Below are 22,163 nucleotides of genomic sequence, written 5' to 3'. Positions count from 1 at the left end.
CGCTATCCCTTTTGACCGATCTTGCCTTCCGTGCCGGAGATCAGCCGCTCGATGTTTTCCTTGTGCTTCCACCAGGTGATCACCGTCATCGCGGCTGTTACCAGCGCCGTTTCCGGTTGATGGAGTAACCACAATGCAACCGGAATGACAAGGGTCGCAACCAGTGCGGACAGCGACGAGTAGCGGGAAAGTTTGGCGACCGACAGCCAGACGATGGCAAAGACCAGCACCATCAGCGGAAAGACGCCGAGCAGCGTGCCGATATAGGTTGCCACGCCCTTGCCGCCCTTGAAGCGCAGCCAGACGGGAAAGAGGTGGCCGATAAAGGCGGCAAAGCCTCCCAGCAGCCCCGGCAGGTGCACGGTTTCCGATCCGAACAGCGCCTGCGCCAGCACCGCCGCGACGGTGGCCTTGAGGGCATCGAGCAGGAGTGTTGCGGCAGCGAGCTTCTTGTTGCCGGTGCGCAGCACATTGGTGGCGCCGATATTGCCGGAGCCGATCTTGCGCACATCGCCAAGCCCCGCCATGCGGGTGAGGATGAGGCCGAAGGGAATGGAGCCGAGCAGGTAGCCGATGGCAAGAGAAGCGACCAGCGCGGTCATCGGAATCTGGCTGTAATCAATGCTGGGCATGGGGTGGCTCTTCAGGCAAGAGAGTGGACAAGGCGGCCGCCGACATAGGTTGCGACAGCGCGGCCGGAGAAACGGGCATCTTCGAACGGGGTATTCTTGGAGCGGGAGAGAAGGGCATCCTTCGCCACGATCCATGGCTCATCGACATCGATCAGCACGATATCGGCCTTCGCGCCCGGCTTCAACGTACCGGCCTCGAGCCCGAAGATTTCCGCGGGACGGGTGGACATGGCATGGATGAGGCGCGTCAACGGCACCTGACCGCTGTGATGCAGCCTCAGCGCCGCCGCCAGCATGGTTTCAAGGCCGATGGCGCCGTCCGCCGCATCCCCGAAAGGCAGGCGCTTGGTGTCCACATCCTGCGGATCATGGGCGGAGACGATGATGTCGATGTCACCCTTGGCAAGGGCCTCCACCATGCCGGTGCGGTCGCTTTCGGTGCGCAGCGGCGGATACATCTTGAAGAAGGTGCGGTATTCGCCGATGTCGTTTTCATTGAGCGACAGGTGGTTGATGGAAATGCCGCAGGTGACGTTTGCGCCGCGCGCCCGCGCCAGACGAATGGCTTCCACCGATTCCGGCACGGAAATCTTGGCGGCGTGATAGCGCGCTTTCGTCAGTGTCGCGATCCGCAGATCCCGCTCAAGCGGGATGAGCTCGGCCTCCTTCGGAATGCCGGAAAGGCCGAGCCAGCTTGCGAACAGCCCTTCATGCATGACGCCGTTGCCTAGATATTTTTCCCGCGCCTCCAGCGAGATCACTGCGCCGAATTCCCGCGCATAGGTCATGGCCCGGCGCAGCACCAGCGAATCGGAGAGCCCTTTGCGGCCGTTGGTGAAGGACACCGCACCGGCTTCCTTCAGCATGCCGATCTCGGTCATTTCCTCGCCATGGAGCCCCTTGGTCAGGGCTGCCGCCGGATGGATACGCACGGGCGAGCGGTCGCGCGCGCCGTTGCGGATGAATTCCACCAGCGCGATGTCGTCGATCACCGGATCGGTGTCGGGCATCATGATGAAGGAGGTGATGCCGCCTGCCGCGGCCGCGCGCCCGGCGGAGGCCAGCGTTTCCCGGTGCTCGGCGCCCGGCTCGCCCAGAAAGACCTGCGCATCGACCAGACCCGGCGCCGCGACGAGGCCGCTGGCGTCGCGGATCTCCGCGCCTTCCGGTGCACCCTGGTTCCGGGCCTCGCTGCCTGCGGCGAGAATGACGCCCTCGGCATCGACGATGATGCTGCCCATCTCGTCGAGGGAGCGGGAGGGATCGATGATGCGGGCATTGTTGATGACGAGCGGCTTGTTCATCTTCATTACCTTTAAGCGCGGGGCCGTTAAGCGCGGGGACCGTTGTTTTCGGAAACCAGCAGGGCCTCCATCACCGCCATGCGCACGGCAACGCCCATTTCCACCTGTTGCTCGATCACGCTTTGCGGACCGTCGGCCACGTCGGAGGCGATTTCCACGCCCCGGTTCATCGGGCCGGGATGCATGACCAGCGCATCCTCCTTGGCGGCTTTCAATTTTTCGGCATCGAGGCCATAGAAGTGGAAATATTCGCGCACCGAAGGCACGAAGGCCCCTGCCATGCGCTCCCGCTGCAGGCGCAGCATCATCACCACATCCGCATCCTTCAGGCCTTCCTTCATGTCGGTGAAGACCTCGACGCCCATCTCCGCAATGCCGGAGGGCAACAGTGTCGAGGGCGCCACCACCCGCACCCGCGCGCCCATGGCGTTGAGCAGCAGGATGTTGGAGCGCGCCACCCGCGAATGCAGCACATCGCCGCAGATGGCGACGATGATGCGCGACAGCTTGCCCTTGGCGCGGCGAATGGTCAGCGCATCGAGCAGCGCCTGGGTGGGATGTTCATGCTGGCCATCACCGGCATTGACCACCGAGCAGGCCACTTTCTGCGACAGCAGTGCGGCGGCACCGGCGGAGGAATGACGCACCACCAGCACATCCGGGCGCATGGCGTTCAGTGTCATGGCGGTATCGATCAGCGTTTCGCCCTTCTTGACCGAGGAATTGCCGACCGACATGTTCATCACATCCGCGCCCAGCCGCTTTCCGGCCAGTTCGAAGGAGGATTGGGTGCGGGTGGAGGCCTCGAAGAACAGGTTGATCTGGGTCAGCCCGCGCAAGGTCGTGGTCTTTTTCTCGCGCTGGCGGCTGATCTTGACGGCTTCATCCGCTTTGTCGAGAAGAAAGGTGATATCGGCTTCGGTAAGGCCCTTGATGCCAATGAGATGGCGATGGGGAAAGAAGACCATGGCTATACCCTCCGGAAGCGTTGCGGGGTCTATACTGGATGGAGGGCGCTAGGGGCAAGCCTCCACCACGCTCGCCCGTGTTTGTCCCCCGTTTTGGACCGCTTGCAGGAGTGGCCCATGTCGCATTCGGGCGGAAACATGTTAAAGACGATGGAAATCACTTATTTGCAGGCAGGTAAACGACCCGAATCTGGTGCCGGTGCCGCTGAAAGAACAAGAATGTTGGAACGCGTATGAGCCGGACGGAAGACATATTGCTGGAACTCAATCAGCCGAAGCCATGGTCCGGCGTGAATGCGTTCCGCACCGATCCGCTGCTGGTGGACCTGACCAGCGGGCTGAACCGGGCGCTGCGCGAGGATTACGATGCCCTTGGCCGTTATGTGACCTCGCACGAGGCGCAGGAACTGGCGCGCATGGCCAACCACAACCCGCCGGAGCTGCGCACCCACGGACCGCGGGGCGAGCGGCTGGATGTGGTGGAGTTTCACCCCGCCTGGCATGCGCTGATGCGCCGGTCCATGGCCAATGGCCTTCATTCCTCCGTCTGGGAAAACCTCCCCGAAGTGCGCGGACAGGATCACAAGGCGCGCGCCGTGCGCTTTTATCTCACCGCCCAGCTTGAATGCGGCCATCTCTGCCCGCTCACCATGACCAGCGCGTCCGTGGCGGCGCTGATGGCCTCGCCGCGCGTGCAGAAGGAATGGGCGCCGAAAATCCTCGCCCGCAAATATGACAGTTCCAACCGTCCCGCCATGCAGAAGACGGCGGTAACCATCGGCATGGGCATGACGGAGAAGCAGGGCGGCACCGATGTGCGCGCCAATATCTCCACGGCAGCCCGGGTGGGCGAGGGGATCTACCGGCTGTCAGGCCATAAGTGGTTCATGTCCGCGCCGATGAGCGATGGCTTCGTGATGCTGGCGCAGATGCCGGAAGGCATGGGATGCTTCCTCGTGCCGCGCCTTCTGGAGGATGGCAGCGCCAATGGCCTGCGCTTCCAGCGGCTGAAGGACAAGGTGGGCAATCGTTCTAACGCCTCCTCCGAAGTGGAATTCAGCGATGCCTTCGGCTTCCTGCTGGGCGATCCCGGCAGCGGCATCCGCACCATCCTTGAAATGGTGACGCTGACGCGGCTCGACTGCGCGCTGGCCTCCGCCGGCATCATGCGCGCCTCCATGGCGGAGGCGGTGCATCATGTGCGGGGCAGGGCGGTGTTCGGCAAGAAGCTGATCGACCAGCCGCTGATGATCCGCGTGCTGGCGGACATGGCGCTGGATGTGGCCGCCGCCACGGCGCTTTCCTTCCGCCTCGCCGAAGCCTTCGATCGCGCCCGCGAACGGGCGGCGGATGCGGCCTATGCGCGGGTGATGACGCCGGTGGTAAAATACTGGGTCTGCAAAATGGCGCCGCCGCTGATCTACGAGGCGATGGAATGCATTGGCGGCAGCGGCTATGTGGAAGAGCGCGCCATTGCCCGCCATTACCGCGAGGCCCCGGTCAACGCCATCTGGGAAGGCTCCGGCAATGTGATGGCGCTGGATGTGCTGCGGGTGCTGTCTCGCGGCAAGGATCTGTTCGACATGGTCTTTGCCGAACTGGAGCGCGATCTCGGCCCCTCGGGCCGCAAGACCATCGAAGTGCTGCAGGCTGCCATGGCGCTCTGCGAGCGCGACGAGGGTGCGGCCCGCCTGCTGGTGGAGCAACTGGCGCTCGCCGCCGCCGCCGCCGAACTTTACCGCATGGGCGCAGGCAAGATTGCCGATGCCTTTCTGGAAACCCGCCTGACGGGCGGCTGGCGCAATACCTACGGCGTGCTCGATGCGCGATTCGATGCGCGCTATCTCGTGGATCTGCTCTATCCGCCGGTGGATTAGAGCGCTTTTCGATCTGATTGAATCAGATCGGCGCTCTAACATTTTATTTTTGAAGCATAATCTTATTCGTCCTCGTTTCACTCCGGTCGGATTATGCTCTAGCTGATTTCTTCGTAAGTGAGGGCATTTGTTTCAAACCCGGATTTTCTGCCCATGAAATCTCAGGTCAGGACAGGTCATCCACAGCCCACCTCCAAAAATTAACCTTAACAAAAGGTTTACGTTGCCGCAGCGGCCTTAACCGCTCACTCTGTTTTCATTCAAATTGTTGGAAACGGGCGATGATGACGGGCCTGGGAAAATTGATGCTGCTGATCGTTATGATGACGTTTTTTGCAGTTCTGGCGCTGGATGTGGTGGTGCCCGCCGTGGTGCTGAGTCTCATGGCGGCATCCGTATGGCTGGTGGAGCGCTTGCCGGACGACCTGTTTTCGCGGGAGTTTGCGCCCCGGAAAGGGAGGGCGGCATGAAGTTCCTGCTGATCTTCTGGGCGGGGCCGATCCTGCTGCTTGGCAGCTGGTATTATCTTTCCCTGAACGACATGAGCTTCGGCGTCTTCATGCTGACGCGGCAGGCGCATGATCTGGTGTTTCAAGTCTATGGCAATATTCTCGGCCTTGCGCCGGAGACGATCCCGCCGCTGGTCATGCGGGCTATTGTGGTGGATAGCGCCGTGCTGTTTGCGCTTCTTGGCTTTCGCCGCCGGAAAAAGATCATGGCATGGATCACTGCGCGCCAGGTTCATACCAAGGCTCGAAGATGCTAACGCATCCTCGCCTTGAAGAGATTTCGAATATCTCGAATGCATTAAGGGCTTGAGATATTCGAGAGGAGAATACGAAGAGTAACTTTCAATGGCTCTTCGTATCAGTCCCGCCCGGCGGTGATCGAGAGCAGCCTGTCCAAGGCGCCCTGAAGAATGAAGCTCGCGGCAGCCGAATCGATGCGTTCGGCCCGTTTGGCGCGTGAGACATCCATTTCCAGCAGCGCCCGTTCCGCCGCCACGGTGGAAAGCCGCTCATCCCAGAAGACGAAGGGAATATCCGTCTTTTCCGACATGGAGCGCACGAAGGCGCGGGTGGCCTGAACGCGGGGGCCGGATGATCCATCCATGTTGATCGGCAGGCCGATGATGAAGGCCGCGACCTTTTCCTTGTCCGCAAAGCCCAGCAGCAACTCGGCATCCCTGGTGAATTTCACCCGTTTGATGACGGGCCTCGGGCTTGCGAAGCGCCGCCCGAGATCCGACATGGCAAGCCCGATCGTTTTGGTTCCGAGGTCGAGACCGGCCACGGCCTGGCCGGGTTGCAGCGTTGCCGCCAGTTCCTCGATGGTCAAAACCGTCATGATCGTCTTCCTGTCGTGAATACTGTGTTTATACCAAGGCTCGAAGATGCTCACGCATCCTCGCCTTGAAGGAATTTCGAATATCTCAAATGCGTCAGTGGCTTGAGATATTCGAAAAGGGAATACGAAGAGTCATTTGCAATGACTCTTCGTATGAGTCCTTTTCTCAGCCGACTTATGCCATATCTCTTGCCACCGGAACCATTTTCATCACCTGAAGAGGAAACTCCATGAAACTCACCTGGCTCGGCCATGCTGCCTTCCGTCTTGAAACGGCCAAGGCCAAGATCCTCATCGACCCGTTCCTGACCCATAATCCCGGTTTTGCCGGGCTGGACCTGAAGGATGCCGCCAAGGATGTGACGCATATCCTGCTCACCCATGGTCATGGCGATCACGTCGGCGATACCATCGCCATCGCCAAGGAAACGGGCGCAACCGTGCTTGCCAATGCCGATCTGGCGGGCTGGCTCGGCTCCAAGGGTGTCGCAAAGCTTGAAATGGGCAATACCGGCGGCACGGTGCATTTCGATGGCTTTACCGTAACCTTCACCAATGCGCTGCATTCGTCCGCGCAGATCACCGAGGACGGCGTTTCCCATGCGCTCGGCAATCCGAACGGCTTGATGATCCATTTCGATGATGAGGCCTCGCTGCTGCATATGGGCGATACCGACATCTTCTCCGACATGGCGCTGATCAACGAATTGCATCAGCCGGATCTCGGCATCGTGCCAGTGGGGGATCGCTTCACCATGGGTGGTGCCGTCGCAGCCCTTGCCTGCCAGCGTTTCTTCAATTTCAAGACCGCCATTCCCTGCCATTACGGCTCGTTCCCGATCATCGACGCCACGGCGGAGAAGTTCATTTCCGGCATGGAAGGGTCAAAAACGGCGGTGCAGGCACCGAAGCCGGGCGAAACGCTGACGCTTTGAAGGTGGAAATGCCGCGCAACGGGAAGCTCCCCGTTGCGCGTCTTTGGTTCGGACAGTATAGCGGGTGGCATAACTGATCTGGAGAATGCCGATGTCCGTTGATCTCGCCACCGTCAAACGTGTCGCCAAGCTTGCCCGCATTGCCCTGCCTGATGAAGAGGCCGAAAAGATGATGGGCGATCTGAATGGCATTCTGGGCTTTGTCGAGCAGCTTTCGGACGTGAATGTCGATGGCGTCGAGCCCATGACCTCCGTGACCCCTATGACCATGAAGAAGCGCCAGGACGCGGTGACCGATGGCGACAAGGCCGAAGACATCGTGGCCAATGCGCCGGAAACAGACCGGCATTTCTTCCTCGTCCCGAAGGTCGTCGAATAAGGCTTGATCGCCTTTTTCCGTCCATCCTCATTGCCTGCCGCGCGGCTGCGCGCGAAACACCGAAGCGAACCGATCATGAGCGAACTGACCCGCCTCACCATTGCCGAAGCCCGCGCCAAACTGGCCGCGAAGGAGATCAAGGCCGTTGAACTGACGGATGCCTATCTTGCCGCCATCGAGGCCGCCAATGACGCGATCAATGCCTATGTGACGGTGACGCCGGAGATTGCCCGCGACATGGCCAAGGCCTCCGACGAGCGCATCGCATCTGGCAAGGCCGGGGCTCTGGAAGGCATTCCGCTGGGGATCAAGGATCTTTTCGCGACGCGGGATGTGCATACCCAGGCCTGCTCCAACATTCTGAACCGCTTCAAGCCGAAATACGAATCCACCGTCACCCAGAACCTCTGGAACGAGGGCGCGGTGATGCTCGGCAAGCTGAACATGGATGAGTTCGCCATGGGCTCTTCCAACGAAAGCTCTTTCTACGGTCCCTGCGTCAATCCTTGGCGGGCCGCGGGTTCTGAGGAAAAGCTGGTGCCCGGCGGTTCTTCCGGCGGCTCTGCCGCTGCCGTTGCCGCTCAGCTCTGCGCAGGCGCGACAGCCACGGATACCGGCGGCTCCATCCGTCAGCCTGCGGCCTTCACCGGCACGGTCGGCATCAAGCCGACCTATGGCCGCTGCTCGCGCTGGGGCATCGTCGCCTACGCCTCCTCGCTCGATCAGGCCGGTCCGATTGCGCGCAATGTGCGCGATGCCGCCATCCTGCTGAAATCCATGGCCAGCACCGACGAGAAGGACACGACCTCCGTTGATGTTGCAGTCCCGGATTACGAAACGGCCATTGGTCAGTCCGTGAAGGGCCTGAAGATCGGTATTCCGAAGGAATATCGCGTCGATGGCATGCCGGAGGAGATCGAGGCCCTGTGGCGTCAGGGCATGGAATGGCTGAAGGCAGCCGGTGCCGAGATCGTCGATATCTCGCTGCCGCATACCAAATATGCGCTGCCGGCCTATTACATCGTCGCCTCCGCCGAGGCTTCGTCCAACCTTGCCCGTTATGACGGTGTTCGCTACGGCCTGCGCGTCGACGGCAAGGACATTGCCGACATGTATGAAAAGAGCCGCGCGGCAGGCTTCGGCAAGGAAGTGCAGCGCCGTATTCTCATGGGCACCTATGTGCTTTCGGCTGGTTATTACGATGCCTATTATCTGCGCGCCCAGAAGGTCCGCACGCTGATCAAGCGCGATTTCGAACAGGCCTTTGCCGCCGGGGTCGATGCCATTCTCTCGCCGATCACGCCCTCTTCGGCCTTTGCCATCGGCGACAAGGATCTCGCCGCCGATCCGGTGAAAATGTATCTGAACGACATCTTCACGGTCACGCTCAACATGGCGGGCCTGCCGGGCATTTCCGTGCCGGCCGGTCTCGACAAGAAGGGCCTGCCGCTGGGCCTGCAATTGATCGGCAAGCCTTTCGAGGAAGAAACCCTGTTCAAGACCGCCCATGTCATCGAAAGCGCCGCTGGCACCTTCACCCCCGCCAAGTGGTGGTGAGCCTCTGCATTTCCGGCTGATGGAAGAGGTTGACCGCGAGGCGGTCGGCCTGCTGGGCTGGGAGGCCTGGCGCTCCAATGGCCCCTTGGATCGTGGCATGGCCGATCCGAAAGTGGCGCAGAAGGTGCGGGATGCCTTTCTGCGCTTTCCCTTTGAGTATGCCAGGCCGATCATTCTGGCAGAGCAGCAGGGCAGGGTCGTCGGCTGGACCGCCCGGGACATGGCTGCGGACTCTCTTTCCGATCTGTGGATTGCCCCGGATCATCAGGAAAGGCGCGTTGGGCGGGCGCTGCTTGACCATGTCTGCGCTCAGATCGCCGCCGAAGGCTCAGGGCAGGCGGTGATTTCCACCCACCAGAACAATTTCCGCGCCATCGGCCTCTATAAGAGCTGCGGCTTCGACATCATCTGGCAGGGTATGGCGAAGGATTTCGTCATGGCCATCGAGATTCCACAGGTGCGGCTGCGTCGCAATCTGGGATAGAGACGCTCTGCCTCTGGTCATTTCAGTCCACCAATGTTCTAATTTCTGACGTGGGACATTGGAGGCAATCGTGGCTGCGATTCGTGGGGCGCATCCGGACGAACTGGGCATTCTGGCCGAAATCGGATTTCGGGCCTGGGAACGGGCGATGATTCCCGTCGGCGAAAGCCGGGCCATGGTGGAAAACGCCCGCATCGCCTTCAAGAACTTCACCCGGTCCTCACCCATCACCATTACCGTGGTGGAAAATCATGGCAGGCCCATGGGCTGGGCCGCACGGGAGATGCTGGACGAGCGTATTTCCGATTTCTGGATCGATCCCGATCATCTGCGCAAGGGTTACGGATCGGTCCTGCTGTCGGCGGTGGAAGATGCTATCCGCCATGCGGGCTATGAGGAAACCCGGCTGGAAACTCATGCCCGAAACCGCGAGGCCGTGCAGTTTTTCAAATCCCACGGCTTCGGCATTCAGTGGTTATCGGTGGTCTACAATCCAAAACTCGACCGGGACATGGAAACCGTGGGCATGGCCAAGCGGCTGGTGCAGGATGAGCGCCTGACCTATGGGCCGGGCGCTATATATTAACCCACCAGGTTGGTCAGGCAGTTCGCCGGCAGCGCATAGGCTCTGAGCCGCTTGCCGGCCAGATAGCCTTCATGCGGGGTGAGATCGGCCACCGCATCCAGCATCACGCCATGGCAGGCGACTGCACCTCCCGTTACGTAAAGCACCAGGGCATCACCCCTTGAGGATGTCAGCGGAAACTCCTGTTCATAGTAGTTTTTCGGAAATCCGCCCTGGGTGCGGGCAAGCACCGTGAAGGGTTCGTTGCGCAGCGTATGGAAGAGGTCTGCCAGAACATCGCGATTGTCCGCGACGATGGTGGCGGTGCCGACCTTGGTGGCTGTCTCGCCGATCTGGCGGGAAAGCTCCGCGCGGCCCAGATAGCGCGCCAGAACTGGCTTGCCGTTCGGCAGCCTGACCTCATGGGCATAAACGGTGAGCAGCGGGAAGAGCAACGCGACGATGCCGTTGATCGCCAGCGAGGCTTTCAGCCAGCGCGGCGAATGGTGCAGCAGATAGAGCACGGCCAGCATGGTGCCCGCCGCATAGGCGGTGGCGGCCCAGTTGGCATAGGCCCGGGACATCAGCGCCTGGAAGACGATGGCCAGCACAATCGGCCAGGAGAGAATGAACAGGTGCTTTTCCGAAGGTGTTGCTCGTCCGCGCACCAGCCGGATGAACACCACGATCATTGCGGCAAACAGCACCGGCCCGATCACGCCGAACTGGCTGCCGAGGAATTCCAGCGCCTTGCCGATCTTGAAGTTCAGCCCATGCCAGTCGGCATTTTCAGACGTATGTTTCAGCGTTGCGCCGCCATGGGTGGCGTTCCACCAGATATTCGGGGCAATCACGGCAAGAGTCGCAATGGCGGCGATCAGGCAGTCGCGCAGCGCCAGCCGCGCCTTGGGAATGAAGATGGCCGAAAGGGCCGCCGTGCCGACGAAATAGAGCATGGCATATTTCGAGAGCGTGCCGAAGCCGATGGCGATGCCCATCAGCAGCGCAAAGCCTGCCGAGCGCCGCTCGATCAGATGCGAATAGGCGTAGAGCGCCAGCGCCAGAAAGGGAAACAGCACCGTATCCGTGGACATGAAGACGGAAGAAAGCGCCACGCCCGGCAGGGTGACATAGCTCAGCCCCGTCCAGTATCCGGCCTCTTTCGAGCCGGTGAGGCGGGCGGTGGCCGGAATGAGGATCAGCGCCGTTGCCATGTGCAGAAGCGGGCTCGCCACCCTGATCCAGAAAATGTCGCTGGAGCCGCCCAGAACCGTAAACAGATGAATGACCCAGGCAATCATCGGCGGCTTGGAATAATAGCCGAAATCGAGCTGCCGCGACCATTGCCAATATTGCGCCTCATCCACGAACAGATCGGTGCCGTCGAAATGCAGCATCACAATCCGGTAGAGCGTGATGAGAAGAATGAGCGCAAGGCTCAGGCGCAGCGACAGCTTCATGGCGTCTCAGCTTTCCCGTTCGGTCGGCAGATCGGTCTTGCGGCCCTGATGCACCAGCATCAGGTTGCGGATATAGACAATGATGCCAAGCCCCTGGCCGAGAATGATGATCGGCTCGCCGCGATGGACGCCATAGGCCAGCAGCATGACGCCACCGATCAGCGAAAACCACCAGAAGGCCGTGGGCATGACGGAGCGCTTGGCCTTTTCCGATACCAGCCACTGAATGATGAAGCGCAGCGAAAACATCAGCTGCGCGATCACACCGAGGCCGAGCCAGACGAGATCGCTGGTGGAGTGGATTTTGAAATAGGCGAGAAGGTCGCTCATCAGGCTTTCCCGATTTCCTGCGGGCGCACGCGCTTGCGGCGTTTGATCAGCCATACCACGCCGATCAGATCGTAAATGCCGACAAGGCCCCGTTGCAGGTTGTTGTAGTTGGAGGTGCCGGCATGGCGATGCCGATGGCTGACATCCACATGCGCCACGGCCCAGCCATGGGCGGTGAAAAGTGCCGGTAGATAGCGGTGCATGTGGTTGAAGAAGGGGAGTTCCAGAAAGGCATCGCGGCGGAAAGCCTTTAGCCCGCAGCCGGTGTCGCGAGTGCCGTCGTTCAGCAGGCTCTGGCGAATGGCGTTGGCGGCCTTGGAAGCGAGCCGCTTCGAGAGCGTATCCTGCCGCTTGACGCGCTGGCCCGCAACCAGGCCAAGCGTGGCGGGACAGTCCGGCGCGATCAGCGGCGCAACGAGGCGCGGAATTTCGGCAGGCGGGTTCTGGCCGTCGCCATCCATGGTGCAGATGACGGTCGCGCGGGCAGCCTTCACGCCGGAATGGACAGCGGCCGATTGTCCGCCGGAGGCGGGATGATGCAGCGCCCGGACCCAGGGCAGCCGCGCCATGGCCTGTTCCAGCTTGGTCCGCGTGGCATCCGTCGAGCCGTCATCGATGAAGATCGCCTCGAAATCGAACCCCTCGCAGGCGGTGCCGATCTCGGAAATCAACAGATCGATATTGTCCGCCTCGTTCTTCATGGGAACGACGATGGAAAAGCGCGGGGTCGTGTCAGCGGGCATGGGGGTTCCAAAGGGTGAATATCGCGGGCTCCTTAACCTGTTTTCCGTGCCTCGTCACCAGAATTGCGGGGTTTGTGGCGCATTTACGCGGACCAATCCACGGCGAATGCTGCGATCGGAGCCGGTGGTTGCGCCGAAGTCTTGCACCTCGGGGCCAATTGCTCTAACCGGGAAGGCCAATACCATTCCGATAGAAGAGCATGTCATGACCCTTGTCGATACGCGCACGCCCGACCCGAAACGCCTGATTCCCGGCGCCACCGGCGACTGGGAAGTCATCATCGGCATGGAGGTTCACGCGCAGGTGTTGAGCCAGTCCAAGCTGTTTTCCGGCGCCTCAACCGTGTTCGGCAATGCGCCGAATTCCAACGTTTCGCTGGTGGATGCCGCCATGCCGGGCATGCTGCCGGTGATCAACGAGGAATGCGTGCGCCAGGCCGTGCGCACCGGTCTCGGCCTCAAGGCAAAGATCAACAACCGTTCGATCTTCGACCGCAAGAACTATTTCTATCCCGATCTGCCGCAGGGCTACCAGATTTCGCAGTTCAAGGACCCGATCGTCGGCGAAGGCAAGATCGTCATCTCGCTGGGGCCTGACCGCCAGGGCAATTTCGAGGATATCGAAATCGGCATCGAGCGTCTGCATCTGGAGCAGGATGCCGGCAAGTCCATGCACGACCAGCATCCCACCATGTCCTATGTGGACCTGAACCGGTCCGGCGTGGCGCTGATGGAAATCGTGTCCAAGCCGGACATGCGCTCTTCCGACGAAGCCAAGGCCTATATGACCAAGCTGCGCTCCATCGTGCGCTATCTCGGCACCTGCGACGGCAATATGGATGAAGGGTCGATGCGCGCCGACGTCAACGTTTCCGTGCGCCGTCCGGGCGAGGCTTTCGGCACGCGCTGCGAGATCAAGAACGTCAACTCCATCCGCTTTATTGGCCAGGCCATCGAATATGAGGCCCGCCGTCAGATTGCCATCCTGGAAGACGGCGGCGTGATCGATCAGGAAACGCGCCTGTTCGATCCCGGCAAGGGTGAGACCCGCTCCATGCGCTCCAAGGAAGATGCGCATGATTACCGCTACTTCCCCGACCCGGATCTGCTGCCGCTGGAATTCGACGACGCCTTCGTGGCCGAACTGAAGGCGCACCTGCCGGAACTGCCGGATGACAAGAAGGCCCGTTTCGTGGCCGAGCTTGGGCTTTCGGTCTATGATGCCTCGGTTCTCGTTTCCGAAAAGGCGATTGCCGATTATTTCGAGGCCGTGGCCGAAGGCCGCGACGGCAAGATGGCTGCCAACTGGGTGATCAACGACTTGCTGGGCGCCTTGAACAAAGCGGGCAAAGCCATTGAAGAGACTCCGGTTTCCCCTGCCCAGCTCGGCGGGATTATCGATCTCATCAAGGACGGCACGATTTCCGGCAAGATCGCCAAGGATCTCTTCGAAATCGTCTGGAACGAAGGCGGCGATCCGGCTGAACTGGTCGAAAGCCGCGGCATGAAGCAGGTGACGGATACCGGCGCCATCGAAAAGGCTGTGGATGACATCATCGCCGCCAATCCGGATCAGGTCGCCAAGGTCAAGGCCAAGCCGACGCTTGCAGGCTGGTTTGTCGGCCAGGTCATGAAGGCCACCGGCGGCAAGGCCAATCCGCAGGCCGTGCAGGCGCTGGTCAAGGCCAAGCTCGGCATTGAAGAGGAATAGGACGTGTTTTTCGTCCGCACCGCCACCGAAGGCGATCTGGAAAAGGTGCGCAGGCTTCTCTGCGAAACCTGGCACGCGACCTATGACGCGATCTATGGCGCGGTGAAGGTAGAACAGATCACCAGCCAGTGGCATTCGCCTGCTGCGCTTAAGGCACGGCTTGAACGGCGGGACGGCGAATTTCTGGTGGCCGATGATGGCCGCCAGATCGGCGGCATGGCCTTTGCGGCCATGGCGCCGAACATGGCCAAGACCGCCATGCTGCACCAGCTTTATGTGCATCCTTCCTTTCAGCGGCAGGGCATTGGCCGCGATCTGTTCGCGGAACTGGAAACATGTTTCCCCGATGCCGAGGTCATGCGGCTGGAGGTGGAGCCGCAAAACAGTGGCGCCATCGCGTTCTACACAGCCCATGGCTTTGTCGAGGTGGACCGGATCGACAATTGCGGCGGGGAGGCCAATGGCATTCCCGTGCTCGTGATGGAAAAACCGTTGGTGTAAGCCATGCAGCCCGTCATCATCCGCGAAGCTGAAGAAAAGGACGTGCCCGCCATCGTCGCGCTGTTTGCTGCAGACGCACTGGGCGGCCATGGCGATACGACCGATGCCGAGGCTTTGCCGTCGTATTTCAAGGCGTTCCGGCGGATAGCGGATTCAGACTGTCAAACGCTTTACGTTGCGGAACGCGCGGGCGAGGTGGTTGGGACCTTTGAAACCATGATCTCCACCACCATGACAGGCCGCGGCGGCTCCTCGATGATCATTGAGGCCGTGCAGACCCGCGCCGATTGCCGGGGGCAGGGCATTGGTGGCCAAATGATCGAATTCTGCCTGGAACGGGCGCGACGCGAAGGCCTGCGGCAGGTGCAGTTGACGTCCAATGCCGCACGGGTGGATGCGCATCGCTTCTACGAGCGGCTAGGTTTTGCCAAGAGCCATTTCGGCTTCAAATTCAAGCTGAAATGACGGTGAACACACCCGCTTTTGCTGGACAATCCCGCCGTGAGGCGTCATAAGCGGAACAGAATGAAAGCTGCCAGCGCGGCTGGCAGAGCCGAGGACGAGACATGAAGCAGCTTCTGTTGCAGATTTTCACCTGGTGGAGCGGCCAGACCGTTGGAACCCGTTTTTTCACCTGGCGCCATGGCAAGCGCGTCGGTGAGGATGAATTCGGCAATGTCTATTATGAGGGTCCGCTGTCCAGCTACGGCCTTCCGCGCCGCTGGGTGGTGTATAAGGGCTATGCGGAAGCCTCTGCCATTCCTCCGGGCTGGCATGGCTGGATGCATCATCGCACCAATACCCCGCCGACCCAGGATAATTACAAGCCGCGTGAGTGGGAAAAGCCGCATCACGCCAATCTGACCGGCTCGGCTCAGGCCTATCGCCCTCAGGGTTCGCTGGCCGCCACGGGTGAACGTCCGCGCGTCACCGGCGATTACGACGCCTGGACCCCGGGAAACTGAGGGCGTTGCAGGCTTTGGCCATAATTGCTGCGTAAAGCTGATAAGGCCGGTGGGACATCCTTCCGGCCTGCTTTTGTTGAAGTCTTCGGGTGGCAGCCCGGGCTTCGCGTTTATTGTCCGCATTTGCCTTGGATGCTCTCGTGGCGATCGCTGAAGGCGGTGCTCTGGTCAGGGAATGATGTTTCCATGCTGAATCTTCGGGTGCGCCACAGGCTGGTATCCGCTGCCGCTCTGGCGCTGGTGTGGGTTGCTGGTGTTTCCGAGGCACAGGCCGCGCGCATTGCCAATCCCGTGGCCGTGTTTTCCGGGCTCGATAAAATTACTGGCCGCATCACCGAATTCGACGTCTATGTCAATGAGACCGTGCAGTTCGGCGCGTTACAGGTGACGCCGAAAGCCTGCTATTCCCGCGATTCCAGCGAAGCCCAGCATGTGGATGCCTTCGTCCAGATCGATGAAATCACCCTCGATCGCAAGATTCGCCGCATCTTTTCCGGCTGGATGTTTGCAGACAGCCCCGCCCTCAACGCGGTGGAGCACCCGATTTACGACGTGTGGCTGAAGGACTGCAAACAGAATTCCGACGTGCCGAAGCCGAGCGGCAAATAACCTTTCGTTTCGGGAGAAGGGGGGAACTGATGTTCCGCCCTGAAAGGTTTCGGATGTTACGACAGCTTCATCACGATCATGCCAGAGAAGATCAGCATGGCCGCCAAAACGCGGGCGGCGGAAAGCTGGTCTGAAAAGAACACGATCCCGGCCACGAAGGCGCCGAGCGCGCCAATACCCGTCCAGACCATATAGGCCGTCCCAAGCGGCAGAGTGCGCATGGCAAGCGCCAGCAGGCCGAAGGAGCCCGCCATGGCGGTCAGCATGATCGCAGATGGGATGACGCGGGTAAAACCGTGGGATTGCTTCATGGCAATGGCCCAGATGATTTCAAGAAGACCGGCGATAAAGAGAAAAATCCAGGACATGACAAACCCCTTGCCGGGCCGTCCCGAGATTTCGACCGATTGGGGGGCAGGTCGTCCTGCATCACTATTGATATGGTGTAAACGCCTGATCGTTCAAGCCCGTTCGTCAGCTTCTCCTGGCAGCAGAAACGGCCTGTGATCCACGGCAACGGCCTTTTCCAGCATCAGGCTGTAGGCTGCCTTGGGAATGTCGATCGCGCCCAGGGTCTTCAGATGATCGGTGGTGAATTGCGTGTCGAGAAGTGTAAAGCCTTGCAGCCGCAACCGCTCCACCAGATGCACGAGACAGATTTTCGAGGCGTTGCTGCGGCGGGAAAACATGCTTTCCCCAAAGAAGGCGGCGCCCAGCGAAACGCCGTAAAGGCCGCCGACGAGTTCACCGCTTTCCCAGGCTTCCACGCAATGGGCGTGGCCCATGCGAAACAGCGCGCCATAGAGATCGCGAATCGTCTGGTTGATCCATGTGTTTGGCCGGTCCGGTGCCGGTTCGGCGCATTTGTCGATGACCAGATCAAAGGCTGTATCGAAGCGAATGTCGAAGGTTTTTTGCCGGACGGCCTTGGCGAGGCTCTTGGACACATGAAATCCGTCCAGGGGAATGATGCCGCGGACTTCGGGCTCGACCCAGAAGAGTTCCGGATCATCGGCGGCTTCCGCCATGGGAAAGAGGCCGATGGAGTAGGCGCGCAGCAGGATTTCCGGTGTAATGCCTGAATCCCTGCCGCGACGCCGTCCCATGAAACCTCAATCCTGTTTGCCAGCCAGATATTTCTCCAGCCAGTGGATGTCGTAATCGCCATTGGCGATATCAGGATTGGTAATCAGATCCTGAAACAACGGCAAGGTGGTCTTGATGCCGTCGATGACAAATTCGTCCAGCACGCGGCGCAGGCGCATCATGCATTCCACGCGCGTCCGGCCATGCACGATCAGCTTGCCGATCAAGCTATCGTAATAGGGCGGGATCTTGTAGCCGGCATAGGCACCGGAATCGACGCGAACGCCAAGTCCGCCCGGAGCGTGGAAATGGGTGATCTTGCCCGGCGAGGGCGCGAAGGTGCGCGGGTCCTCGGCATTGATGCGGCACTCGATGGCATGGCCATGGAACACCACTTCTTCCTGGGTGACCGACAGACCGGCGCCGGAGGCGACACGGATCTGCTCGTTCACCAGATCGATGCCGGTGATGGCTTCGGTCACCGGATGCTCCACCTGCAGACGGGTGTTCATTTCGATGAAATAGAACTCGCCGTTTTCATAGAGGAACTCGATGGTGCCCGCGCCGCGATATTTCAGCTTCTTCATGGCGTCGGCGCAGATCTGGCCGATCTTCATGCGCTGTTCGACATTGAGCGCCGGGGAATTGGCCTCTTCCAGAACCTTCTGGTGGCGGCGCTGCAGCGAGCAGTCACGTTCCCCCAGATGGATGGCATTGCCTGCACCGTCACCGAAAACCTGCACCTCGATATGGCGCGGCTTTTCGAGATATTTCTCCATATACACCGCGTCGTTGCCGAAGGCGGCAGCCGCCTCGGTACGTGCGGTGTTGAAGGCTTCCATCAGGTCGTCTTCGGTCTTGGCGACCTTCATGCCGCGTCCGCCGCCGCCGGCGGTGGCCTTGATCAGCACCGGGAAGCCGATCTTGCGGGCAATGTCCAGGGCCGTCTCGGGACGCACTTCGCCGTCCGAGCCGGGAACGACGGGGATGCCGAGTTCCTGGGCGGTCTGCTTGGCGGTGATCTTGTCGCCCATCAGCCGGATATGTTCCGCCGTCGGGCCGATGAAGGTGATGCCGTGGGCTTCGAGAATTTCGGCAAATTTGGCATTTTCCGACAGGAAGCCATAGCCGGGGTGAACGGCATCCGCGCCGGTGATCTCGCAGGCGGCTACGATCTGATGAATGTTCAGATAGCTTTCGCGCGAGGGCGGGGGGCCGATGCACACGCTTTCATCCGCCAGCCGCACATGCATGGCGTCGGCGTCGGCGGTGGAGTGAACGGCAACGGAAGCGATGCCGAGCTCTTTGCAGGCGCGCAGGACGCGCAGCGCGATCTCGCCGCGATTGGCTATGAGGATCTTCGAAATCGTGCTCATGCGCTTACTCGATGATGACCAGCGGTTCGCCGTATTCCACGGGGCTTGCGTCATCCACGAGGATTTCGACGATCTTGCCCGAACGCGGCGAAGGAATCTGGTTCATGGTCTTCATGGCTTCAATGATCAGCAGCGTCTGACCTTCCTTGACCGTGGCGCCGACTTCGATGAACGCACGGGCGCCGGGTGCCGGCGACAGATAAACCGTGCCGACCATGGGCGCGGTGACGGCCTTGGAAAGATCGCGGCCTGCGGGAGCCGCCGGGGCTGCAACTGCTGCCGGAGCAGCAACCGGAGCCGGTGCGGCAACGGCCTGCGGTGCATAGGTCTGTACCGGTGCGCTGATGATCTGCGGCGCGGCGCGAGAAACGCGGATACGCAGATCTTCCTGCTCGACCTCGATCTCGCTGAGATCGGTTTCATTCAGGATATTCGCCAGTTCGCGGATCAGCGCCTGGTCGATGCCGGATTTCTTATCTGCCATGGAAAGAGGTCCCTGTGTTTCTTCTTTTATCGGGTGAGGTTGTCCAGCGCCTGCAGCGCCAGGATATAGGAGTAAGGTCCGAAGCCGCAGATGACACCCTTGACCGCCGGAGCGATCATGGACTTGTGCCGGAATTCCTCGCGGGCGTGGACGTTGGAAATGTGCAGTTCCACCACCGGAACGGAAATGGCGCGGATAGCGTCATGCAAGGCAACCGACGTATGGGTGTAGGCGCCTGCATTGATGGCGACGCCAACCGCCTTGTCGGAGGCTTCATGCAGCCAATCCACCAGATCGCCTTCGTGATTGCTCTGGCGAAAATCGATGGTTACGCCCTGCGCTTCCGCGAATTGCCGGCACTCGGCTTCGATGTCGCTCAGGGTCTTGCCGCCATAAATCCCCGGCTCACGCTTTCCCAGCATGTTGAGGTTGGGGCCGTTCAGCACGAAAATGGTTCTGGTCATATACCGTTCCGTCGCGTTTCAACCGCCTCCTATAGACCGGCCAGCACGAGAGGAAAAGACCTTTTGGGTCTTCCTCATCCCGATGCCTATTCCTAAAGAGGCTTATCGTTCAATCCTATTTGGGAAAACTAGCAGGTTGACTTGCCGCAGCTGCGAAGGTTCTTCAGCTTCTGCTCCAGCTCGTCGGCGCCCACTGCACCGGAAATCACTTCATTTCCGACAATATAGGCGGGCGTACCGTTGATGCCGAGGTTCTGCGCCAGCTGATAGGCTTGCTGCACTGCCGCATCATTGGGGTTGTCGGCCATGGCCTTGCGCAGATCGGCTTCCTTCAGGCCAAGCGAGGTGGCGACCTCCATGGCGCTGGCTTCGGTGGCGCGGCCACCGCTGCCCAGAAGCTCACGATGAAATTCCCCGTATTTTTCCGGGGCAAGCTGCTTCAGCGCAGCCGAAACACGATGCGCCGCCACGGAATCCGGCCCGAGGATGGGGAATTCCTTCAGCACGAAGCGGACATTCGGATCTGATTTCAGGATCTGGTCCATATCCGACAGGGCGTGGCGACAATAGCCGCAATTGTAATCGAAAAACTCAACGATCGTGACATTGCCCTTGGGATTGCCGAGCGCGATATCCGTCTTGGCGTTGAAGATTGCGTCCTTGTCGGTCTTGACGGCCTGCTCAGCCGCGACCGCCCGGGCTGCTTCCTGCTTCTTTTGCAGCGCGTCCTGCACGTCCAGCATGATTTCCGGATGGGCGATCAGGTATTCCTTGATGAACTCGCCCATTTCCTGTTTCTGCTTGGCGTCCAGCGCATGCGCCGCGGAGGTAAAGCCGAGACCCGCGCTGAGGAGCGCGATCAATGCGGTGCGGGAAAACAGGCTCTTCATGTCGATCCTTCCGGGGATTGGTTTGTCCCGTTTTTGCCAGCGCGTTCCGCCAAGGTCCAGTGGGCTCGCACATTTCCCCAAGGAAACAGCAGAAAAAGGGCAGAAGCCGGCAATCTCACACTTGTGATCGCAAACGCGCTGGGAGAGAACGGGGCCTCATCGGAATTCAATAGTGAGCAAGCCGTGCCCCTTCTTTCCAATCGCAGCGCTGTCGATCCCTTTCATGCCATGGATGTGCTGGCGGAAGCCAATCGCTGCAAGGCAGAGGGCAGGCCGGTGCTGTCGCTGGCGGTCGGCCAGCCCGGCGCACCAGCCCCACGGCTGGCGGTGGAGGCGGCGGAAGCCGCGCTGAAGACCGGGCGGATCGGCTATACCGATGCGCTGGGCCGGGCCGATCTTCGAGCGGGCATCGCCAGCCTTTATCGCAGCCGCTACGGCGCGGATGTCGATCCGGCACGGATCGTTGTCACCACCGGCTCTTCCGCAGGCTTCAATCTTGCTTTTCTGACGCTGTTCGATCCCGGTGACGCCGTGGCGATTGCCCGGCCGGGCTATCCGGCCTACCGTAACATTCTGAAGGCGCTTGGCCTGACGGTGCTGGAAGTGCCGGTCGGCCCGGAGACCGACTATACGCTGTCACCGGAAAGCCTGGAGGCCGAGGCGCGGGCGGCAGATGTGCGGCTCAAAGGCGTGCTGCTGGCCAGTCCCGCCAACCCCACCGGCACCGTGACCGGGCGGGTGCAGCTAAAGCGGCTGGCCGACTGGTGCCACGACCGCGACATCGCTTTCATCTCCGATGAAATCTATCACGGTCTCACCTATGGGGCGGACGAAGCCAGTGCGGCGGAATTTGCGCCTGAGGCCATCATCATCAATTCCTTCTCGAAATATTACCGCATGACCGGCTGGCGTATCGGCTGGATGGTGCTGCCGGACACTCTGGTGCGCCCGGTGGAGTGCCTGGCGCAGAGCCTTTATATCTCCGCGCCGGAGCTTTCGCAGATTGCAGCGCTTGCGGCGCTCGAGGCGGGGGAGGAACTGGAAATCTACCGCCGCGCCTGCCGTGATAACCGGGATTTCCTGGCAAAGCGCCTGCCGGAGATCGGGTTGCCGTTGCTCTCGCCCATGGACGGAGCTTTCTACGCCTATGTGGATGTCAGCCGCTTCACCAATGACAGCATGGAATTTGCCCGCCGCATGCTGGTGGAAACCGATGTGGCCGCAACGCCGGGCCTCGATTTCGATCCGCTTGAGGGACACCGCGCCATGCGTTTTTCCTATGCCGGAACGCTTCAGGACATGACCGAGGCAACGGACCGGCTGGCTGCCTGGCTTCGTTGATTTTGCTTTGTTTTTCAGTGTCGGGGTGGTTAACAATTCCATAACGATCAAAAGCAAAAAGCCGTCCGCTGAGCGGACGGCTTTTTTCATTTCGCAAAACGGTAGCGGCTTAGAGCGTTTCATTGTTTCACGGAAACACTGAAACGCTCTAAGTC

The 22,163-nt window shown here is 60.6% G+C and carries 27 protein-coding genes; 14 read left to right on the top strand and 13 right to left on the bottom strand.

Annotation, left to right across the window (positions count from 1 at the left end):
• Window positions 1–2 precede the first annotated feature (2 nt).
• From plsY to QO005_RS01530, 3 genes are read right to left on the bottom strand one after another with little or no spacing between them, the layout of a single operon-like run.
• Window positions 3–632: a glycerol-3-phosphate 1-O-acyltransferase PlsY gene (gene plsY, locus QO005_RS01540; RefSeq protein WP_307156205.1), complete on the bottom strand. Its 630-nt coding sequence runs from the start codon at window positions 630–632 to the stop codon at window positions 3–5.
• Window positions 633–643: 11 nt separating this feature from the next.
• Window positions 644–1,936, bottom strand: a complete 1,293-nt coding sequence (locus QO005_RS01535; RefSeq protein WP_307156204.1) for a dihydroorotase — start codon at window positions 1,934–1,936, stop codon at window positions 644–646.
• A 26-nt stretch (window positions 1,937–1,962) separates the two neighbouring features.
• The gene (locus QO005_RS01530) at window positions 1,963–2,904 is read right to left on the bottom strand and encodes an aspartate carbamoyltransferase catalytic subunit (protein WP_307156203.1); all 942 of its coding nucleotides are present in this window, start codon (window positions 2,902–2,904) and stop codon (window positions 1,963–1,965) included.
• A gap of 233 nt (window positions 2,905–3,137) precedes the next feature.
• On the opposite strand from QO005_RS01530, the gene QO005_RS01525 reads away from it, so the two are divergent.
• The 3 genes from QO005_RS01525 (at window position 3,138) to QO005_RS01515 (ending at window position 5,547) form a co-directional block, all read left to right on the top strand.
• Window positions 3,138–4,781, top strand: coding sequence for an acyl-CoA dehydrogenase family protein (locus QO005_RS01525; protein WP_307156202.1), 1,644 nt, complete (start codon window positions 3,138–3,140; stop codon window positions 4,779–4,781).
• A 281-nt stretch (window positions 4,782–5,062) separates the two neighbouring features.
• Window positions 5,063–5,251: a hypothetical protein gene (locus tag QO005_RS01520; protein WP_370877981.1), complete on the top strand. Its 189-nt coding sequence runs from the start codon at window positions 5,063–5,065 to the stop codon at window positions 5,249–5,251.
• Entirely contained in the window at window positions 5,248–5,547 is a 300-nt protein-coding gene (locus QO005_RS01515) for a DUF6105 family protein (protein ID WP_307156200.1), read from the top strand. Before QO005_RS01520 ends, QO005_RS01515 begins: the two co-directional genes overlap by 4 nt.
• A gap of 101 nt (window positions 5,548–5,648) precedes the next feature.
• On the opposite strand, the gene ruvX is transcribed toward QO005_RS01515, so the two are convergent.
• A complete protein-coding gene (gene ruvX / locus QO005_RS01510) occupies window positions 5,649–6,128 on the bottom strand; it encodes a Holliday junction resolvase RuvX (RefSeq protein WP_307156199.1) in 480 nt (159 codons plus the stop codon).
• A 230-nt stretch (window positions 6,129–6,358) separates the two neighbouring features.
• Here ruvX and QO005_RS01505 point away from each other — a divergent pair, with 230 nt between their 5' ends.
• The 5 genes from QO005_RS01505 (at window position 6,359) to QO005_RS01485 (ending at window position 10,069) form a co-directional block, all read left to right on the top strand.
• Window positions 6,359–7,063: a metal-dependent hydrolase gene (locus QO005_RS01505; RefSeq protein WP_307156198.1), complete on the top strand. Its 705-nt coding sequence runs from the start codon at window positions 6,359–6,361 to the stop codon at window positions 7,061–7,063.
• Window positions 7,064–7,154: 91 nt separating this feature from the next.
• Window positions 7,155–7,442 (top strand): Asp-tRNA(Asn)/Glu-tRNA(Gln) amidotransferase subunit GatC, encoded by a 288-nt coding sequence (gene gatC / locus QO005_RS01500; RefSeq protein ID WP_307156197.1) that lies wholly within the window; start codon window positions 7,155–7,157, stop codon window positions 7,440–7,442.
• Between the two features lie 75 nt (window positions 7,443–7,517).
• Window positions 7,518–8,999: an Asp-tRNA(Asn)/Glu-tRNA(Gln) amidotransferase subunit GatA gene (gatA, locus tag QO005_RS01495; protein ID WP_307156196.1), complete on the top strand. Its 1,482-nt coding sequence runs from the start codon at window positions 7,518–7,520 to the stop codon at window positions 8,997–8,999.
• Complete coding sequence (locus tag QO005_RS01490) at window positions 8,950–9,483, top strand: GNAT family N-acetyltransferase (protein WP_307156195.1); 534 nt, start codon at window positions 8,950–8,952, stop codon at window positions 9,481–9,483. Before gatA ends, QO005_RS01490 begins: the two co-directional genes overlap by 50 nt.
• 70 nt (window positions 9,484–9,553) lie before the next feature.
• On the top strand, window positions 9,554–10,069 hold the full coding sequence (locus QO005_RS01485) for a GNAT family N-acetyltransferase (protein WP_307156194.1): 516 nt from the start codon (window positions 9,554–9,556) through the stop codon (window positions 10,067–10,069).
• On the opposite strand, the gene QO005_RS01480 is transcribed toward QO005_RS01485, so the two are convergent.
• Genes QO005_RS01480 through QO005_RS01470 form a run of 3 tightly spaced genes read right to left on the bottom strand, consistent with a single transcriptional unit; the run spans window position 10,066 to window position 12,581 of the window.
• Window positions 10,066–11,508 carry an ArnT family glycosyltransferase gene (locus QO005_RS01480; protein ID WP_370877980.1) on the bottom strand — a complete coding sequence of 481 codons (1,443 nt, stop codon included), beginning with the start codon at window positions 11,506–11,508 and terminating at the stop codon, window positions 10,066–10,068. The genes QO005_RS01485 and QO005_RS01480 overlap by 4 nt on opposite strands.
• A gap of 6 nt (window positions 11,509–11,514) precedes the next feature.
• Complete coding sequence (locus QO005_RS01475; RefSeq protein ID WP_307156193.1) at window positions 11,515–11,838, bottom strand: lipid-A-disaccharide synthase N-terminal domain-containing protein; 324 nt, start codon at window positions 11,836–11,838, stop codon at window positions 11,515–11,517.
• Window positions 11,838–12,581, bottom strand: a complete 744-nt coding sequence (locus QO005_RS01470; protein ID WP_307156192.1) for a glycosyltransferase family 2 protein — start codon at window positions 12,579–12,581, stop codon at window positions 11,838–11,840. Before QO005_RS01470 ends, QO005_RS01475 begins: the two co-directional genes overlap by 1 nt.
• A 205-nt stretch (window positions 12,582–12,786) precedes the next feature.
• Here QO005_RS01470 and gatB point away from each other — a divergent pair, with 205 nt between their 5' ends.
• The 5 genes from gatB (at window position 12,787) to QO005_RS01445 (ending at window position 16,367) form a co-directional block, all read left to right on the top strand.
• On the top strand, window positions 12,787–14,292 hold the full coding sequence (gatB, locus tag QO005_RS01465; protein WP_307156191.1) for an Asp-tRNA(Asn)/Glu-tRNA(Gln) amidotransferase subunit GatB: 1,506 nt from the start codon (window positions 12,787–12,789) through the stop codon (window positions 14,290–14,292).
• Between the two features lie 3 nt (window positions 14,293–14,295).
• Window positions 14,296–14,793, top strand: coding sequence for a GNAT family N-acetyltransferase (locus QO005_RS01460; RefSeq protein ID WP_307156190.1), 498 nt, complete (start codon window positions 14,296–14,298; stop codon window positions 14,791–14,793).
• Window positions 14,794–14,796: 3 nt separating this feature from the next.
• The gene (locus QO005_RS01455) at window positions 14,797–15,258 is read left to right on the top strand and encodes a GNAT family N-acetyltransferase (RefSeq protein WP_307156189.1); all 462 of its coding nucleotides are present in this window, start codon (window positions 14,797–14,799) and stop codon (window positions 15,256–15,258) included.
• A 101-nt stretch (window positions 15,259–15,359) separates the two neighbouring features.
• On the top strand, window positions 15,360–15,758 hold the full coding sequence (locus QO005_RS01450) for an NADH:ubiquinone oxidoreductase subunit NDUFA12 (RefSeq protein WP_307156188.1): 399 nt from the start codon (window positions 15,360–15,362) through the stop codon (window positions 15,756–15,758).
• A 186-nt stretch (window positions 15,759–15,944) separates the two neighbouring features.
• On the top strand, window positions 15,945–16,367 hold the full coding sequence (locus QO005_RS01445; RefSeq protein ID WP_370877979.1) for a DUF2155 domain-containing protein: 423 nt from the start codon (window positions 15,945–15,947) through the stop codon (window positions 16,365–16,367).
• 56 nt (window positions 16,368–16,423) lie between these two features.
• Here the strand turns inward: QO005_RS01445 and QO005_RS01440 are convergent, their stop codons facing one another.
• The 6 genes from QO005_RS01440 to QO005_RS01415 form a co-directional block, all read right to left on the bottom strand.
• A complete protein-coding gene (locus QO005_RS01440; protein WP_307156187.1) occupies window positions 16,424–16,735 on the bottom strand; it encodes a DMT family transporter in 312 nt (103 codons plus the stop codon).
• Window positions 16,736–16,828: 93 nt separating this feature from the next.
• Window positions 16,829–17,473, bottom strand: a complete 645-nt coding sequence (aat, locus tag QO005_RS01435; protein ID WP_307156186.1) for a leucyl/phenylalanyl-tRNA--protein transferase — start codon at window positions 17,471–17,473, stop codon at window positions 16,829–16,831.
• Between the two features lie 6 nt (window positions 17,474–17,479).
• Window positions 17,480–18,829 carry an acetyl-CoA carboxylase biotin carboxylase subunit gene (accC, locus tag QO005_RS01430; RefSeq protein ID WP_307156185.1) on the bottom strand — a complete coding sequence of 450 codons (1,350 nt, stop codon included), beginning with the start codon at window positions 18,827–18,829 and terminating at the stop codon, window positions 17,480–17,482.
• A 4-nt stretch (window positions 18,830–18,833) separates the two neighbouring features.
• A complete protein-coding gene (gene accB, locus QO005_RS01425) occupies window positions 18,834–19,313 on the bottom strand; it encodes an acetyl-CoA carboxylase biotin carboxyl carrier protein (protein WP_307156184.1) in 480 nt (159 codons plus the stop codon).
• 26 nt (window positions 19,314–19,339) lie between these two features.
• Complete coding sequence (gene aroQ, locus QO005_RS01420; RefSeq protein WP_307156183.1) at window positions 19,340–19,777, bottom strand: type II 3-dehydroquinate dehydratase; 438 nt, start codon at window positions 19,775–19,777, stop codon at window positions 19,340–19,342.
• A gap of 128 nt (window positions 19,778–19,905) precedes the next feature.
• On the bottom strand, window positions 19,906–20,667 hold the full coding sequence (locus tag QO005_RS01415; RefSeq protein ID WP_307156182.1) for a DsbA family protein: 762 nt from the start codon (window positions 20,665–20,667) through the stop codon (window positions 19,906–19,908).
• 183 nt (window positions 20,668–20,850) lie between these two features.
• Here QO005_RS01415 and QO005_RS01410 point away from each other — a divergent pair, with 183 nt between their 5' ends.
• Complete coding sequence (locus QO005_RS01410) at window positions 20,851–22,008, top strand: pyridoxal phosphate-dependent aminotransferase (RefSeq protein ID WP_307156181.1); 1,158 nt, start codon at window positions 20,851–20,853, stop codon at window positions 22,006–22,008.
• Window positions 22,009–22,163 lie beyond the last annotated feature (155 nt).

It is taken from the genome of Allorhizobium paknamense, from assembly GCF_030815125.1.
Lineage (GTDB): Bacteria > Pseudomonadota > Alphaproteobacteria > Rhizobiales > Rhizobiaceae > Allorhizobium > Allorhizobium paknamense.
This window is presented reverse-complemented; position numbering and strand designations above follow the sequence as displayed.

Coding starts and splice junctions, on each gene's coding strand:
- plsY (WP_307156205.1), bottom strand. CDS start 632: ATGCCCAGCATTGATTACAGCCAGATTCCGATGACCGCGCTGGTCGCT.
- accB (WP_307156184.1), bottom strand. CDS start 19,313: ATGGCAGATAAGAAATCCGGCATCGACCAGGCGCTGATCCGCGAACTG.
- gatB (WP_307156191.1), top strand. CDS start 12,787: ATGACCCTTGTCGATACGCGCACGCCCGACCCGAAACGCCTGATTCCC.
- QO005_RS01525 (WP_307156202.1), top strand. CDS start 3,138: ATGAGCCGGACGGAAGACATATTGCTGGAACTCAATCAGCCGAAGCCA.
- QO005_RS01530 (WP_307156203.1), bottom strand. CDS start 2,904: ATGGTCTTCTTTCCCCATCGCCATCTCATTGGCATCAAGGGCCTTACC.
- QO005_RS01470 (WP_307156192.1), bottom strand. CDS start 12,581: ATGCCCGCTGACACGACCCCGCGCTTTTCCATCGTCGTTCCCATGAAG.
- QO005_RS01515 (WP_307156200.1), top strand. CDS start 5,248: ATGAAGTTCCTGCTGATCTTCTGGGCGGGGCCGATCCTGCTGCTTGGC.
- gatC (WP_307156197.1), top strand. CDS start 7,155: ATGTCCGTTGATCTCGCCACCGTCAAACGTGTCGCCAAGCTTGCCCGC.
- QO005_RS01520 (WP_370877981.1), top strand. CDS start 5,063: ATGATGACGGGCCTGGGAAAATTGATGCTGCTGATCGTTATGATGACG.
- QO005_RS01450 (WP_307156188.1), top strand. CDS start 15,360: ATGAAGCAGCTTCTGTTGCAGATTTTCACCTGGTGGAGCGGCCAGACC.
- QO005_RS01535 (WP_307156204.1), bottom strand. CDS start 1,936: ATGAACAAGCCGCTCGTCATCAACAATGCCCGCATCATCGATCCCTCC.
- QO005_RS01440 (WP_307156187.1), bottom strand. CDS start 16,735: ATGTCCTGGATTTTTCTCTTTATCGCCGGTCTTCTTGAAATCATCTGG.
- aat (WP_307156186.1), bottom strand. CDS start 17,473: ATGGGACGGCGTCGCGGCAGGGATTCAGGCATTACACCGGAAATCCTG.
- QO005_RS01490 (WP_307156195.1), top strand. CDS start 8,950: ATGTCATCGAAAGCGCCGCTGGCACCTTCACCCCCGCCAAGTGGTGGT.
- aroQ (WP_307156183.1), bottom strand. CDS start 19,777: ATGACCAGAACCATTTTCGTGCTGAACGGCCCCAACCTCAACATGCTG.
- QO005_RS01445 (WP_370877979.1), top strand. CDS start 15,945: ATGCTGAATCTTCGGGTGCGCCACAGGCTGGTATCCGCTGCCGCTCTG.
- ruvX (WP_307156199.1), bottom strand. CDS start 6,128: ATGACGGTTTTGACCATCGAGGAACTGGCGGCAACGCTGCAACCCGGC.
- QO005_RS01415 (WP_307156182.1), bottom strand. CDS start 20,667: ATGAAGAGCCTGTTTTCCCGCACCGCATTGATCGCGCTCCTCAGCGCG.
- QO005_RS01455 (WP_307156189.1), top strand. CDS start 14,797: ATGCAGCCCGTCATCATCCGCGAAGCTGAAGAAAAGGACGTGCCCGCC.
- QO005_RS01480 (WP_370877980.1), bottom strand. CDS start 11,508: ATGAAGCTGTCGCTGCGCCTGAGCCTTGCGCTCATTCTTCTCATCACG.
- accC (WP_307156185.1), bottom strand. CDS start 18,829: ATGAGCACGATTTCGAAGATCCTCATAGCCAATCGCGGCGAGATCGCG.
- QO005_RS01475 (WP_307156193.1), bottom strand. CDS start 11,838: ATGAGCGACCTTCTCGCCTATTTCAAAATCCACTCCACCAGCGATCTC.
- QO005_RS01505 (WP_307156198.1), top strand. CDS start 6,359: ATGAAACTCACCTGGCTCGGCCATGCTGCCTTCCGTCTTGAAACGGCC.
- gatA (WP_307156196.1), top strand. CDS start 7,518: ATGAGCGAACTGACCCGCCTCACCATTGCCGAAGCCCGCGCCAAACTG.